Source organism: Arthrobacter sp. PTI12 (assembly GCF_056679915.1).
In genome coordinates this window covers 2,336,182-2,350,528 of the sequence record NZ_CM155256.1, presented here as the reverse complement: position 1 = coordinate 2,350,528, position 14,347 = coordinate 2,336,182, and the positions used below count along the sequence as shown (strand labels likewise).

Sequence of the window (14,347 nt, the reverse complement as noted above, 5' to 3'; positions counted from 1 at the left end):
CACTATTTTTCGCCTCCCACTTCGGCTGTGCTCCAGTTCGACGGACCGGCCGATCCCGCTGGATATTCGTCCATCGGTACATCGTTTGCTTTCCAGGCCTCCAGCACCGGTTCCACGATGCGCCAGCAATCCTCAGCCGTGTCGCCGCGTACGGACAGCGTGGGGTCACCGGACAGCACGCCGTCAAGAACTTCACCGTAGGGCAGGAGTTCCGAGGCATTCAGTTCCGCCTGCAGGGTTGCCCGGTCCAGGCAGAACACGTCGCCGGGACCGTTCACATCAAGGTCCAACTCAAGGGTGTCCGGACCGAAGCCGATGCGCAGCCGCGTAGGGGAGTCCACTCCTGTGAAGCCGTCCGGAAGGTGGTTAACCGGCTTGAAGGTGATCACTGCTTCCTTGCGGGTCCGGCCGAGGGACTTCCCTGACCGCAAGCGGAATGGAACTCCCGCCCACCGCTCGTTGTTGATTGACACTACAATTTCGGCGAGCGTCTCGGTGCCACGGGAGGGATCGACGCCGCTCTCATCCACATAATTTGGAACCTCGCGCCCGTCGATGCTTCCCGCGGTGTAGCGGGCGCGTCGGGTACTGGAACGGAAATCCGGGTGCACCGAGCTGGCCCTCAGCACGGTTCCGATATGGTCCCTCAGGTCCCGCTCGTGCAGCGTCGAGGGCGCATTCATTGCGATGAGAGCCATCACCTGCAGCAGGTGGCTTTGGATCATATCCTTCAACGCACCAGCGCCGTCGTAATAGCGCGCACGGTTTTCGAGCGTCAGCTTCTCGTCGAAGACAATGTCTACCGAATCGATGTGGAGGCTGTTCCACACCGGTTCCAGCAGGCGGTTCGCGAACCGCAGTCCAAGGATGTTCAGCACCGTCGCCTTACCGAGGAAATGGTCCACCCGGTGGATGTGGTCTTCAGGCACCAACCGGCCCAGAATCGTGTTCAATCGGGTTGCCGATTCCCTGTCGGTGCCGAACGGTTTCTCCATCACCAGGCGTGATCCGTCCGGGAGGTCCTCAGGTTCGAGTGTGGCGCAGGCCTTCTCGCTGACGGCCGGCGGCAGTGCGAAATAGATCGCGACCGGCGGCTGGAGGCCGGCAATCAGCTCTGCCAGTGAACCCTCCGCTGTGACATCAACCTGATGATAAGTACTGCCCGCGCAGATCTGTTCAAGGGCGCCGTCATCGTTGCGGGTACCGGTATCCGGCGATGCAGCGGCGAAGGACGTGGCGAGGCGCTCCTGCCAATCCTCAGTGCTCCAGGCGTCCGAGCCGGCTCCGACCAGGGTTATCCCTTCGGCTTTCCCGTGTCTCACTAGCCGCGCCAGCCCGGGCAACAGCAGGCGGCCGGTGAGGTCGCCAGAGGCGCCGAGGATCAGCAACGTCTTGATGGCCTGCCCCTGGAATTGGTGTCCGGAAGCCTGTTCGTCAATCGCATGAGTAGTCACCCTTAACACCCTGCCACTGCAAGGGGGTAGCTGTCTGCTGCCTGTTGGAGCGAACCCAGTTGCTACCCTAGATAGTTGAATCCACTTGAGTTCGAGGAAAGCAGTTCACGCACCGTGTTCAATTCACTTTCAGACCGGTTGACAGCGACCTTCAAGAACCTGCGCGGAAAGGGCCGGCTGTCGGAGGCAGACGTCGACGCAACGGTTCGCGAAATCCGTCGCGCCCTGCTTGACGCGGACGTTGCTGTGCCGGTGGTTCGCGCCTTCACAGCGCAGGTCAAGGAACGCGCCCTTGGTCTTGAGGTCTCACAGGCCCTCAACCCCGGACAGCAGATCGTCAAGATTGTGAACGAGGAGCTGGTGGGCATCCTCGGCGGCGAGACCCGACGCCTTCGACTCGCCAAGAACCCGCCCACGGTCATCATGCTTGCCGGTCTTCAGGGTGCCGGCAAAACCACCTTGGCGGGCAAGCTGGCCAAGTGGCTCAAGGGCCAGGGCCATAGTCCTCTGCTGGTTGCCTGTGATCTCCAGCGTCCCAACGCGGTCAAGCAGCTGCAGGTCAACGGGCAGCGCGCAGGCGTTCCCGTGTTCGCTCCACATCCCGGTGTGAGTTCCGAATTCGAGGCGTCGACCGGCAATCCTGTGGATGTTGCCCGACAGGGCGTCGCCGAGGCACGAACCAAGCTCCACGACATCGTCATTGTCGACACCGCCGGCCGTCTCGGCATCGATGCCGAGCTCATGCAGCAGGCGTCGGACATCCGTGATGCCGTCAACCCGGATGAAGTGCTCTTCGTTATTGACGCGATGATCGGCCAGGATGCGGTGAATACCGCACAGGCCTTCAACGAGGGCGTCAACTTCACCGGTGTGGTTCTGACCAAGCTGGACGGCGACGCCCGCGGCGCGCGCCCTTTCTGTGGCGTCGGTGACCGGCAAGCCGGTTATGTTTGCTTCCACAGGCGAGGCCCTCACCGACTTCGAGGTCTTCCATCCGGACCGTATGGCATCCCGCATCCTCGACATGGGAGACATCCTCACCCTGATCGAGCAGGCCGAGAAGGCATGGGACAAGGACGAGGCCGCCCGGATGGCGAAGAAATTCGCCGACCAGGAGGATTTCACCCTCGATGACTTCCTTGCGCAAATGCAGCAGATCCGCAATATGGGCTCCATGAAGAAGATGCTCATGATGATGCCGGGCGCCGCGAACATGCGTGAGCAGCTGGAGAACTTCGACGAGCGCGAGATTGACCGCGTAGAAGCGATCGTGCGTTCAATGACCCCTCATGAGCGGGTCGCGCCGAAAATCATCAACGGCTCGAGGCGCGCCCGCATCGCCCGCGGCTCCGGCGTCCACGTCTCTGAGGTCAACGGGCTGCTCGACCGTTTCGGGCAGGCACAGAAGATGATGCGCAAGATGGCTGCCGGTGGCGGCATTCCCGGCATGCCCGGTATGCCAGGTCCCGGCGGCTTCAATGGCGGTGCACGGAAGGGCAAAGCAAACGCCAAGGGAAAGAAAAAGCCCCGCTCGGGCAACCCGGCCAAGGCTGCCCAGGAGGCTGCTGCCGCAGAAGCGCGTCGGAACGGTCAGCGCACATCCGTGCCCACCGGTGCCGCTTTCGGCCAGCAGGAAAACTTCGATCCCTCGTCACTGAACTTGCCCAAAGGTTTCGAGAAGTTCCTCGGGAAATAGTTCGATCGGGACGGTGGAACGTCAACCGGACGGGTTTGTCGGAGGCGGCAGCTAGGTTGAGGTCATGAAAAGTGATCGCGTTGTCTTCGTACATGGTGCCGGGACTTTTGGTGCAGCTGCCTGGCCCAGACAGCACGGAATGGCACGTGAGTTCGACTGCCTGTTTGTACGCCGTCATGGGTTTGATCCTGTTGCTGCTCCGCTCCCGACAGATTTCGAGGCGGACCAGCAGATCGTCGAGGAGGCACTGGGGCGAGGCGGTCATCTCGTAGCGGCGTCGCAAGGAGCCGTGTCGGCAATGATGTTGGCCGTCGAGAGGCCGGATCTTGTCCGGTCCCTGGTTCTGGCTGAGCCGGCCTGCCTGTCCCTTACCAAAGAACTGCCGGCAACAGCAGCACACCGGGCGCGGGTGGAGCCGCTTTTCATGCGCGCTGCCGAGCTGACTGATGAGGACTTCAACAGGGAGTTTGCCCGGGCGGTTTTCGGTTCTGAACCCCGGCCCCTGAACACCGCCGAAGATCGTGACCGCGCCCGGCGTCTCAGGATGCAGGCGCCTCCGTGGACGGCTCCGCTCGCTATAGTTCCCGGCGTGCCCACCCTCGTCCTGACCGGTGGTTGGGAGCCGCTCTACGAAGAGGTCGCTGAGTACCTCGCCGGGACTGGGGCGGTGCATCGCGTTGTTGGCGGAGGGCATCGTCCGCAGGACACTGAGGAAGGGAACACCATCCTTCGCCGGTTCATCCGAGACCATGCGGAAAAAGGCCCTGAACTGGGAGTTGATGCTTGACCGTACAGTGTTGCTGGGAATAACTTTAAGCTTCAAGTAGTTGGATCGAGTGAACCACACACTTGGAGGAATCATGATGACCGACGACCTGCTTCCCGCGGATACTGCAATGGGCACTGTGATGCTGAAGGTCGGAGATCTTGACCGGATGGCGAACTACTACCGGAGCGCACTTGGCCTGGTCGACACCGCAGAATCCGACGGCGGGCTGTACCTGGGACGAGCCGGCGAACGGCTGATTCACCTTGCTCCAGCCGCCGGCTTGAAGTTGCCCGATCCTACTGAAGCGGGGCTGTTCCATACCGCACTGCTTTTCAGGGACCGCGCCGATCTTGCCGCAACCGTGGCATCCGCGGCTCATGTCGCGCAGTCCGCAGAAGGCCGGTACGTGGGAAGCGCAGACCATCTGGTCAGTGAGGCGTTCTACTTCTCTGATCCCGAAGGCAACGGGATCGAACTGTATTTCGACAAGCCGCGGGAAACCTGGGACTGGACCATTAGCGAAGGAAAGCGGACCGTCGTCATGGACAATGCTCCACTTCCTGCGAGGCAATACCTGGAAAGTAACCTGACAGAGGAGTCGGTGACCAAACAGCAGCAGGCGGCCGCCGACGTCGGGCACGTCCATCTGCAGGTGGGGGATGTGCAGACGGCAGAGCAGTTCTATGTGAGTACCCTCGGGTTCGAGCGCACTGCCGGCTGGCATGGGCAGGCGCTGTTCGTCTCCGCCGGAGGTTACCACCATCACATGGCGATGAACGTCTGGAACAGTCGTGGCGCAGGCCCGCGCAAGGACACACTGGGGCTCGGGGAAGTCCTTATCCGCGTACCTACTGCGGATGAAGTCGGGGCACTGGCTGAGCGCTTGAAAAGTGCAGGTATCGAGCACCATCACACCGGCCAGGAACTGCGGTTCGACGACCCGTGGCGAAACAAGCTCAGGGTTTCAGCGAGCTGAACGTGTGCCAGGTCGCCGGGAAGCATCAACTTCTGGCACAATGGATTCGTACCCAATCTGCGCAGCCCCTCTCTCTGCGTGCGTTGTGTCCTTCAGAGCTCCCAAACGTATGGCCCGCCCCACGGGTGCAGAAACCGGAGTTCGCCCTTTTGATCAACAAGGAGTGACCACACAAGTGGCCGTAAAGATTCGTCTGAAGCGCTTCGGCAAGATGCGCGCACCGTACTACCGCATTGTCGTCATGGACTCCCGCGCCAAGCGTGATGGCCGTGCCATTGAGGAAATCGGCAAGTACCACCCCACCGAGGAGCCCTCGTTCATCGAGGTCAAGTCGGATCGTGCACAGTACTGGCTCGGCGTGGGCGCACAGCCTTCCGAGCAGGTCGCCGCGATCCTGAAGATCACCGGTGACTGGCAGAAGTTCAAGGGTATCGAGGGCCAGGAAGGCACCTTGAAGACCAAGGCTCCCAAGGAGACCTTCACGGCTCCTGAAAAGGGTTCCGTCATTGTTCCCGAGGCAATCACGCCGAAGAGCAAGAAGGCCGACGAGCCTGAGGCTGAAGCTACCGAGGCTGAGTAAGTTGCTTGCTGAAGCGCTGGAGCACCTCGTCCGCGGAATCGTGGACAGCCCTGATGATGTGCAGGTTTCCTCCAAGTCGAACCGTCGCGGTGAGACTCTGGAGGTTCGTGTGCATCAGGAAGACCTCGGCCGTGTCATCGGTCGGCAGGGACGCACGGCACGCGCATTGCGCACCGTCATTTCCGCTCTTGCGGATGGCGAGCCGGTGCGGGTAGATGTCGTGGATACCGATCGCCGCCGCTGATCAGCAGCACCTATGCCTGAAGTCCGGCCCCAACTCTCAAGGCGTTGGGGCCGGACTTTTTACTGTTTCGACACGCTCTCTACCTACCGGAGAATCCATGGATCTGCAGGTCGCCCGCATTGGAAAGCCCCACGGTATTCGGGGTGAAGTAACCGTTCAGCTCTTCACGGACGCCCCTGAGGAGCGGTTCGAGCCCGGCGCCGTCTTCCGGGTGGAGCCGGAAGCTCAGGGACCGCTCACCTGTTCCAGCGCCCGTTGGAACAAGGACATCCTGATCCTCGGATTCGAGGAGGTTCCGGACCGCAACGCTGCCGAGCTGCTGAGAGGTGCGAAGCTCTTCATCGAATCCGGTGGCACTTCAGACGACGACGGCGATGCCTGGTATGAGCACGAGCTGGTGGGACTCGAGGTGCGTGTAGGAGACGCCGTCGTCGGCCGGGTCAGCGCTCTGCGCACCCTGATGGTCCAGGACCTGCTCATCATCGAAGGCTCCGATGGTGAAGAGATTCTGGTGCCGTTCGTTGAGGAGATTGTTCCCGAGGTCGATGTCGAGGGTGGCTTTGTTGTCCTGACCCCTCCAGAAGGCCTGCTTGAGCTGAACCTCCCTGGATCGAACCAGGCAGAGTCCGATTCTGCGGAGGGCGGCAACGCTGAAGGAAAGGCAGACCGCAACTAGTGCGTATCGACGTCGTCAGCATTTTTCCGGAGTACCTGGAAGCACTCAATCTTTCACTGATCGGGAAGGCCCGGAATGACGGTCTGCTGACGCTCGAGGTCCATAATCTTCGAGACTTCACCACCGACCGCCACCGGACCGTCGATGACACACCGTATGGCGGTGGGGCCGGTATGGTGATGAAACCGGAACCGTGGGCACAGGCTCTTGAGACAGTGCGGGAAAATAAACGACCGGTCCTCATCGTCCCATCACCGGCTGGAACGGTCTTCACTCAAGCGATGGCATCGACACTGGCTCAGGAAGACCACCTGGTGTTTGCCTGCGGACGCTATGAAGGAATCGACGAGAGGGTGCTCGACTGGGCCGAAGGTTCGTTCGACGTGCTTCCGCTCAGCCTGGGCGACTACGTGTTGAACGGCGGCGAGGTTGCTGTGCTCGCGATAGTGGAGGCAGTGGCCCGGCTCTTGCCCGGAGTTGTTGGCAACCCGGAATCCCTCGTCGAAGAATCGCACTCGGATGGCTTGCTGGAGTACCCGGTGTACACGAAGCCCTCCTCCTGGCGGAACCTGAATATTCCTGAAGTTCTCCTCAGCGGAAACCATGCGCGCATTGCGCGTCACCGGCGTGACGAGCAGCTGCGCAGGACGGCGCTGCGACGGCCGGACCTCCTCGAGAAGCTCGACCCGGCAGGCCTGGACGCGGCAGACCGCGCCGTACTCACGATGCACGGTTTCGCCGTCGTGGAGGGGAAAGTGGCACGTGCCGCCACGTCCTCGCCGCACTAGTCGCCGGATTCCGGCTGTCCCCGTCGTTGTGGCATAATTGAAGCTTGTGTCAACTGGTACGCACCTGCCACAGGGGGAGCGTAGCCAACAGTATGGCACTCCGGAATGCGCCAAAGGGCATGACGGTATCTAATCTTCAACGGCAACTGCCTGCATGCAGGTCTTGGTCGTTGTGACCAACGTGAGGGACCTGTGGCGTTCACCAGGAGCAATTTCATGCATATTCTCGACAATGTGGACGCAGCATCGCTGCGTAATGACGTTCCCGACTTCCGTGCGGGTGACACGCTCAAAGTTCACGTCAACATCATTGAAGGCAAGAACACGCGTGTTCAGGTCTTCCAGGGCTTCGTTCTCGGCCGCCAGGGCGACGGCGTTCGTGAAACCTTCACGGTCCGCAAAGTCAGCTTCGGGGTCGGCGTGGAGCGTACCTTCCCGGTGCACTCCCCGGTTATCGACAAGATCGAGGTAGTCAGCAAGGGTGACGTGCGCCGCGCGAAGCTGTACTACATGCGCAATCTTCGCGGCAAGGCTGCCAAGATCAAGGAAAAGCGCGATCCAAAGACCGCCAAGTAACTTTCTTCCTGTCTATGCCTGAATTTTCCGACGGACGGAAACCCTCCAGGCAGCCGCCGAAGCGCTGGCCCGGTATCACGGGCCGGCGCTTCGCCTTTTGTGCCGTGGCTTTCGTCTGTGTTGCCGTAGTCGCCGTCAGGGCACTGCTCGCCGATATCTTCTACATACCCTCCGGTTCAATGGAGCCGCTGCTCGAAGAAAATGATCGTGTCCTGGTTTCAAAAACCGACTACGTCTTCGGCGATATCAAGCGAGGCGACGTCGTCGTCTTTGACGGCAGGGGATCGTTCGCACCGCTAGGCGAGGGCGGACTCCAGCAGGCAATATCGGATGCAGCGCACTTCTTCGGTGTCGGCGTCTCCGGGACTAACTACGTGAAGCGTGTGATCGGCACGAGTGGAGATACCGTGGTGTGCTGCGATTCTGCAGGGCGACTGTCCGTCAACGGGAACGCCATTGCGGAGCCTTACGTTTTCCCCATGGACGAGCCGAGTGATACGCAGTTCGAGGTCGCAGTTCCAGAGGGTAAATTATGGCTCATGGGTGATCACCGTTCGGAGTCCTTTGACTCGCGCGGGCTGTTGGGCGCACCAGGCGGCGGGCTTGTCTCCCAGGAACGGGTTATTGGCCGTGCAACCCACGTGCTGTGGCCTTTCGACCGTTTCACCGCAATACCGCGCCCTGCGGATTCTTCATCGTCGGCCCGACTTTCTCCGAACGCACAGCAGAGGAACAGCAAATAATGGCTAAAGCCCACTCGGGGGCGCCGAACGACGGCGCGGGAGACCCCGCAGAGACTTCCCGTTCCACCTCCCCGGACAAAGAGGTTGCTTCCGGTGGGTCAGCCGCCCGCAGCCTCGGCAGCTGGGCGAAGGAAGTACTCATCATCGTCGCAGTTGCTTTGCTGCTTTCGTTCCTCATCAAGACGTTCCTCTTTCGCGCGTTCTTCATTCCGTCAGGGTCGATGGAAAACACCCTTGAAATCGACGATCGCATCTTTGTGAACCAGCTTGTGCCTGAGCCTTTCGAGCTCAAGCGCGGCGACATCGTCGTCTTTCGCGATACCCAGGGCTGGCTGCCCGAACCTGCGGCTGGAACGACGGACAGCAACTGGTTCAAGGATGCGCTCATCTTCGTCGGCCTCGTGCCCGATGAGTCCCAACAGCATCTCGTCAAGCGTGTCATCGGTCTGGAGGGTGACCGTGTAATCTGCTGCGATGCCGAAGGAAGGATCACGGTCAACGGGGAAGCCCTAGACGAGCCGTACCTGTTCCCGGGTGCCAGCCCGTCGGACGTGCCGTTCGACGTCACAGTGCCTGAAGGAAAGATCTGGGTCATGGGTGATCATCGGAACGCTTCGGCGGATTCACGAGCCAACACGGACAAGCCCGGTGGTGGTTTCATCGATGTGGATGACATCGAAGGTAAGGCTTCCGTGATTGCATGGCCGCTGGACCGAATGGGCTTCCTGGGAAACTACCCCGACGTGTTCGCTGACGTTCCTGAGGCACCCCAGAGCAGCACCGGGCGGGAACAGTCGGCGCCGTGACCGGAAAGGCTCCAACGCTGCGCTACGAACGCTCCTTCCTGGCCGAGGGCCACCGCTTCCTCGCCGGCTGCGACGAAGTGGGGCGAGGCGCACTGGCCGGGCCGGTGACTGTTGGCCTGGTGGTGGTCGACCTGACGACTGTGAAAGGCCTGCGGGGGGTGCGGGACAGCAAGCTTCTGAGTGCGCCTGACCGCGAAGCGCTGGTGCCAAAGATCCAACGCTGGGCGGCCTCATACGGGGTTGGGCATGCTACAGCTGCGGAGATCGACGCTACGGGTCTTATGGCGGCGCTCCGCGCCGCAGGCAACCGCGCCTGGTCGCAGGTGATACGCGAAGTACGCCCGGACGCCGTCATCCTGGACGGAAACCACAACTGGCTGGCGCCTGTTTCACAGGGATCACTTTTTGGTGACGCAGAAACTTCTTCCGAAGTCAGTTGCGATGCCCCTGTGCACACCCGGATCAAAGCCGACCTGCAGTGCTTGAGCGTCGCTGCTGCGAGTGTCCTTGCCAAGGTGGAACGGGATCGGCTGATGATCGACTTCGCGCAGGATTATCCGGGGTACGGCTGGGACGTCAACAAGGGATATGCAACGTCTGCTCACCGCGCCGCGATTGACGGGCTGGGTCCATGCGTCGAACATCGTCGGACGTGGCGTCTTGGCACCGCTATTGCGGGTCCCGGCGTGGCTGCCGGCGATATTGGGAGATGATGGGGTCATGAGTGCCGAAGATCTCGAAAACTACGAAACCGACATGGAATTGCAGCTCTACCGTGAGTACCGCGATGTCGTCAGCCTCTTCAACTACGTGGTCGAAACGGAGCGCCGGTTCTACCTTGCTAACCACGTTGACCTTCAGGCCCGTTCGGCGGAGGGGGAAATCTACTTCGATCTCACGCTGAATGACGCATGGGTGTGGGACGTTTACCGCTCGGCCCGGTTCGTCAAGACCGTGCGTGTCATCACGTTCAAGGACGTAAACGTCGAGGAGCTGGCCAAGACCGATGACATCCCACTTCCGAAGGACGGATCACTGGGGGCCTGACTCCTGCTCCACAACCGGGCAGGTTTAGTGCAGTTGCCCACATAGGAATGTAGCCGAGCGCCACCGGTAGTCAGTTGATCCACGCTGGTACCGGAGGTGTTTTCATGAGACACAAGGACGAGCTCGGCAAACGGGGAGAAGCCCTCGCGGCGCGCTATCTTGAGGACGCAGGGCTGCGGATTATTGATCGCAACTGGCGCTGTACGCTCGGCGAAATTGACCTTGTAGCGGTGGACGGCGCCACTCTGGTGGTTGTTGAGGTCAAGACCAGATCCTCTGAGGCATACGGTCATCCGTTAGAGGCAATCACCCCGGGCAAACTGGAACGGCTGTATCTTCTGGCATCGCGCTGGGCGCGGGCACACGACCTCCGGTTCTCCGGCTTCCGGGTGGACGCCGTAGCGATCGTGGATGGCGGCGTGGAAGAACCGGTCATCGAGCACCTGCGGGCGGTGAGCTGATGCCGCTCGGCCGCTCCTATGCTGTTTCCCTGGTGGGATTGAACGGCTACATCGTTGAAGTTGAGTCTGATATTGGTCAGACACTTCCAGCTTTCGTTCTGCTCGGGCTCCCGGATGCTTCACTGTCTGAAGCCAGAGAGCGAATTCGTGCAGCGGCGCGCAATGCCGGCCTGCCCCTCACCCGCCGGAAGATCACAGTCAACCTGGTTCCGGCGTCGTTGCCGAAGCGAGGCTCAGGTTTCGATCTCGCAATCGTCATGTCCGCTTTGGCAGCGGCGGGGGATGTGCGCAATTGTGGGCGAACCGTGTTTCTTTCCGAACTCGGCCTGGACGGCAGGCTTCGGCCCATTCGTGGAGTGCTCCCGGCAGTCATGGCTGCCGTGGAGGCCGGCTTTACGAGCGTCGTCGTCTCCAGTGGGAACGCCGCAGAAGCGGCCCTCGTCCCGAGTGCCGAGGTGAGAAGTTATGACTCACTCGCTGAGGTCGCGTTGGCGTTCGGCGCGGATCCGGCGTGTGTCGAACTTCCTGCCCCGCAGCTGTCCGAGGCTTCAGCGCGGGCAGACCAGCCCGGCGCCGTAGTCATACCGAAGGACATGTCTGACGTAGCCGGCCAGTCCGAGGCTCGTTTCGCGGTGGAAGTGGCTGCCGCCGGAGCACACAACCTGATGATGGTGGGCCCGCCAGGAGCCGGGAAGACCATGCTGGCCGAGCGCATGCCCGGCATCCTCCCGGACCTCACCGACAAGCAGGCTATGGAGGTTACCGCCATACATTCCCTGGGCAGCAGTGAATTCTGTCGGGAGCTGCAACGGCGGCCGCCGTTCGAAAGTCCGCATCACACCGCCAGCGCGGCATCGATCATCGGTGGAGGCAGCGGCATACCCCGTCCGGGTGCGGCCTCCCGCGCCCATCGCGGGGTTCTGTTTCTTGACGAAGCACCGGAATACCAGCGCCGCATTCTGGATGCGCTTCGCGAACCGCTGGAGAGCGGCGAACTGGTCCTCCACCGCGCGGCAGGAACTGCCACCTATCCGGCACGCTTTCAGCTGATTCTCGCCGCAAATCCCTGCCCCTGCGGACAAGCTACAGGTAAGGGAATCGGCTGCAACTGCTCAGCTCAGCAACGCCGGCGCTACTTCGACCGCATGTCCGCTCCGCTCCTCGACCGCGTCGACCTGCAATTGGCTGTACACCGGGTCGCCCTGCAGGATTTCTCCGGCACAGCCACAGCGGATTCATCCGCTGCGGTGGCCACACGCGTTGCGGCTGCTCGAGCCGCTCAACACGAGCGGCTCAGCAAGTGGGAGCTTTCGACCAACGCGGAAGTTCCCGCGCCACTGCTGCACAACGACCTCCGGCTCACCCGAAAGGCGACTGTCTCGGTGGATAAGAAGATAGAGAAGGCAGCCATCACCAAGCGTGGCTATGACCGTGTGCTCCGCGTTGCGTGGACAATCGCTGATTTGGCGGGAAGGTCCTCGCCCAATGCAGACGACGTCACCACGGCACTGCTCTTTCGAACCCAGGAGGAGCCGGCATGACCGGCTCCGTGTGGAGCGACGAGCAGATTGCCCGCGCCGCACTGGCTCGGCTCCTCGAACCATTGGACAATGTCGGTCTGGCCCTCGTGGCCGCGGCAGGACCCGTGGAAGCACTGCAGATTGCCACGGGCGCGACAACGTGTGGTCCCCAGGTACACCGCGCGTTCCTCGAGGTGCTGGACGCAAGCGGACACCGGGTGAGGACGGATGTCCTCATCCAGGCGATCGCCCGCTGGCAAACTCGCGTCGGCGCACTCGCACCCCTCAGGGATCTGGAAACGGTTCGCAGATTTGGAGGCACCCTGCTCATCCCCGAGTCGGACTGGTGGCCGAAAGCCCTCGCGGATCTTCAGCTTGAAGAACCAATGTGCCTGTGGGTACGCGGAGACAACCCCGCGCCGATCCCTTCGCAGGAACGCGTACTGGCGGTCGTCGGGTCACGGGACAGCACCAGTTACGGATTGGAGGTGACCGGAGATCTGGCAGCCGGTCTTGTCGCGCGCGGGTACACCGTCGTTTCCGGGGGTGCCTATGGGATTGACGCGCGAGCTCACCGTGGAGCGCTGAAGGCAGCACGGGAGGATCACCCGCTGCCGACCCTGAGCGTCCTTGCCTGCGGCATCGACCGATACTACCCCGCCGGAAATGAGGATCTGCTGCGTGAAGTAGCTCGTGAGGGACTGCTCGTGTCGGAGGTCCCACCGGGGTCCTCGCCCACGCGTTACAGGTTCCTCCAACGGAATCGGATCATCGCTGCGCTCAGCTCGGTCACAGTGGTGGTCGAGGCACGATGGCGTTCGGGAGCGCTCAGCACAGCTCATCACGCGGCCGGCCTGGGCCGCTCGGTCGGAGCGGTGCCCGGTTCTGTCCATTCCGTCAATTCAGCTGGATGTCATCGGCTCCTCCGGGAGGGTAGCGCCATCTGTGTCACAGACGCCGCGGAGGTGGCGGAGCTGACTGGCCCCCTGCTCGCCGAGCTTGAGGAAAAACGTGAGGACAAGCCGGCGCTGCACGACGGACTGGTGGTCGAGGACCTGCTGCTTCTGGACGCTCTCCCGGTTCGCTCGTCCTCAACAGTGGACAAGCTTGCGACGGTCGCCGGTCTCAGTGTTCCCGGCGTTCTTGCGGGGCTCGGCCGCCTGGAGACCGACGGGCTCGCCCAGCGAACTGACGACGGCGGATGGCGGAAGCGCTCCCGGTGAATCGTCAGCGATTCCCGCCGCAAAGCATCGCAACCCTGCAGTAATGAATCATCAAGAGAGGAAACAACCATGAACATCTTCACGATCATCGACAGTCCGATCGGGGGACTGGTCCTCGTGGCCGGGAACGACTCGCTCGTTGGGGTCTACCACGAGTATCATTCGCCGGAGCCCTCTCCGGTTCTGCTTGGATTGCCCATCCAGGCGGACTCCCAGCACCGCTCTTCCTTGAAACCTGCTCCGGAGGAGCCGCCCGCCATCAATGAAGAAGCTGCGTCCGAGGTGTTCCTTAGGACGAGTGACTGGCTTCGCGGGTACTTCAGTGGAACCGTTGCCGAGCCTTTGTCGTATGGTCTGCCCGCCGGGACGGAGTTCCAGCGTGCCGTCTGGGGAGCCGTTGCTGATATTCCGTACGGAGAAACCCGCACCTACAAAGACATCGCAGAAGGTCTGGGCAATGAACTGATGGGGCGGGCAGTTGGTGCTGCGGTACGCGCCAATCCGTTGTCCCTGGTCATACCAGGGCATCGTGTAGTGGGCGCCGGCGGAGCAATCACAGGCTATGCGGCGGGCGTCGCCGTCAAACGTGCGCTGCTCGAACTGGAAGCTACGGTTGCAGCCGGAGCGGCCGCCTGAATTCCTGCCGCGAAGGTAACGGAGCAACCAGCAGCGCCGCTTCTTTGTTCTGGGCAATTGCACTCCGCGGCGGAGAGCCTCCTTGAGAGCCGACGCATCCTGGCGCAGACTGAACCCGCTGGATCATGCGTCGCAGACGGAGCACGTCACAG

Annotated in this window: 16 protein-coding genes and 1 pseudogene; 16 read left to right on the top strand and 1 reads right to left on the bottom strand. The window is 61.8% G+C overall.

Annotated features, from left to right (window positions below; translation table 11 throughout):
* Positions 1 to 2: 2 nt before the first annotated feature.
* Positions 3 to 1,454 carry a glucose-6-phosphate dehydrogenase gene (locus tag AC1MBU_RS11275; RefSeq protein WP_277357239.1) on the bottom strand — a complete coding sequence of 484 codons (1,452 nt, stop codon included), beginning with the start codon at positions 1,452 to 1,454 and terminating at the stop codon, positions 3 to 5.
* 114 nt (positions 1,455 to 1,568) lie between these two features.
* Between AC1MBU_RS11275 and ffh the strand changes: the two are divergent.
* From ffh to AC1MBU_RS11195, 16 genes and pseudogenes are all read left to right on the top strand, one after another.
* A pseudogene (gene ffh, locus AC1MBU_RS11270) lies at positions 1,569 to 3,150 on the top strand (signal recognition particle protein).
* 64 nt (positions 3,151 to 3,214) lie between these two features.
* Entirely contained in the window at positions 3,215 to 3,937 is a 723-nt protein-coding gene (locus AC1MBU_RS11265) for an alpha/beta fold hydrolase (protein ID WP_479787213.1), read from the top strand.
* A gap of 73 nt (positions 3,938 to 4,010) precedes the next feature.
* The gene (locus AC1MBU_RS11260; RefSeq protein WP_479787212.1) at positions 4,011 to 4,895 is read left to right on the top strand and encodes a VOC family protein; all 885 of its coding nucleotides are present in this window, start codon (positions 4,011 to 4,013) and stop codon (positions 4,893 to 4,895) included.
* Between the two features lie 175 nt (positions 4,896 to 5,070).
* The gene (gene rpsP / locus AC1MBU_RS11255; protein WP_056548307.1) at positions 5,071 to 5,475 is read left to right on the top strand and encodes a 30S ribosomal protein S16; all 405 of its coding nucleotides are present in this window, start codon (positions 5,071 to 5,073) and stop codon (positions 5,473 to 5,475) included.
* Position 5,476: 1 nt separating this feature from the next.
* A complete protein-coding gene (locus AC1MBU_RS11250) occupies positions 5,477 to 5,719 on the top strand; it encodes an RNA-binding protein (RefSeq protein WP_026543804.1) in 243 nt (80 codons plus the stop codon).
* 97 nt (positions 5,720 to 5,816) lie between these two features.
* Complete coding sequence (gene rimM / locus AC1MBU_RS11245) at positions 5,817 to 6,395, top strand: ribosome maturation factor RimM (RefSeq protein ID WP_277357242.1); 579 nt, start codon at positions 5,817 to 5,819, stop codon at positions 6,393 to 6,395.
* Complete coding sequence (gene trmD, locus AC1MBU_RS11240; RefSeq protein ID WP_277357243.1) at positions 6,395 to 7,183, top strand: tRNA (guanosine(37)-N1)-methyltransferase TrmD; 789 nt, start codon at positions 6,395 to 6,397, stop codon at positions 7,181 to 7,183. Before rimM ends, trmD begins: the two co-directional genes overlap by 1 nt.
* 216 nt (positions 7,184 to 7,399) lie before the next feature.
* Positions 7,400 to 7,759: a 50S ribosomal protein L19 gene (gene rplS / locus AC1MBU_RS11235; RefSeq protein WP_056548310.1), complete on the top strand. Its 360-nt coding sequence runs from the start codon at positions 7,400 to 7,402 to the stop codon at positions 7,757 to 7,759.
* A 104-nt stretch (positions 7,760 to 7,863) separates the two neighbouring features.
* On the top strand, positions 7,864 to 8,502 hold the full coding sequence (gene lepB / locus AC1MBU_RS11230) for a signal peptidase I (protein WP_277357244.1): 639 nt from the start codon (positions 7,864 to 7,866) through the stop codon (positions 8,500 to 8,502).
* Positions 8,502 to 9,308, top strand: a complete 807-nt coding sequence (lepB, locus tag AC1MBU_RS11225) for a signal peptidase I (RefSeq protein ID WP_277357245.1) — start codon at positions 8,502 to 8,504, stop codon at positions 9,306 to 9,308. Before lepB (AC1MBU_RS11230) ends, lepB (AC1MBU_RS11225) begins: the two co-directional genes overlap by 1 nt.
* Entirely contained in the window at positions 9,305 to 10,021 is a 717-nt protein-coding gene (locus AC1MBU_RS11220) for a ribonuclease HII (RefSeq protein ID WP_277357246.1), read from the top strand. The genes lepB (AC1MBU_RS11225) and AC1MBU_RS11220 overlap by 4 nt, the downstream gene beginning before the upstream one ends.
* Before the next feature lie 7 nt (positions 10,022 to 10,028).
* Positions 10,029 to 10,355, top strand: coding sequence for a DUF2469 domain-containing protein (locus AC1MBU_RS11215; protein ID WP_056548317.1), 327 nt, complete (start codon positions 10,029 to 10,031; stop codon positions 10,353 to 10,355).
* Positions 10,356 to 10,459: 104 nt separating this feature from the next.
* Positions 10,460 to 10,816 carry a YraN family protein gene (locus AC1MBU_RS11210; protein ID WP_056548318.1) on the top strand — a complete coding sequence of 119 codons (357 nt, stop codon included), beginning with the start codon at positions 10,460 to 10,462 and terminating at the stop codon, positions 10,814 to 10,816.
* The gene (locus AC1MBU_RS11205) at positions 10,816 to 12,357 is read left to right on the top strand and encodes a YifB family Mg chelatase-like AAA ATPase (protein WP_277357247.1); all 1,542 of its coding nucleotides are present in this window, start codon (positions 10,816 to 10,818) and stop codon (positions 12,355 to 12,357) included. Before AC1MBU_RS11210 ends, AC1MBU_RS11205 begins: the two co-directional genes overlap by 1 nt.
* Entirely contained in the window at positions 12,354 to 13,559 is a 1,206-nt protein-coding gene (gene dprA / locus AC1MBU_RS11200) for a DNA-processing protein DprA (protein WP_479787211.1), read from the top strand. The genes AC1MBU_RS11205 and dprA overlap by 4 nt, the downstream gene beginning before the upstream one ends.
* Before the next feature lie 69 nt (positions 13,560 to 13,628).
* Entirely contained in the window at positions 13,629 to 14,195 is a 567-nt protein-coding gene (locus AC1MBU_RS11195) for a methylated-DNA--[protein]-cysteine S-methyltransferase (RefSeq protein WP_277357249.1), read from the top strand.
* Positions 14,196 to 14,347: the final 152 nt, after the last annotated feature.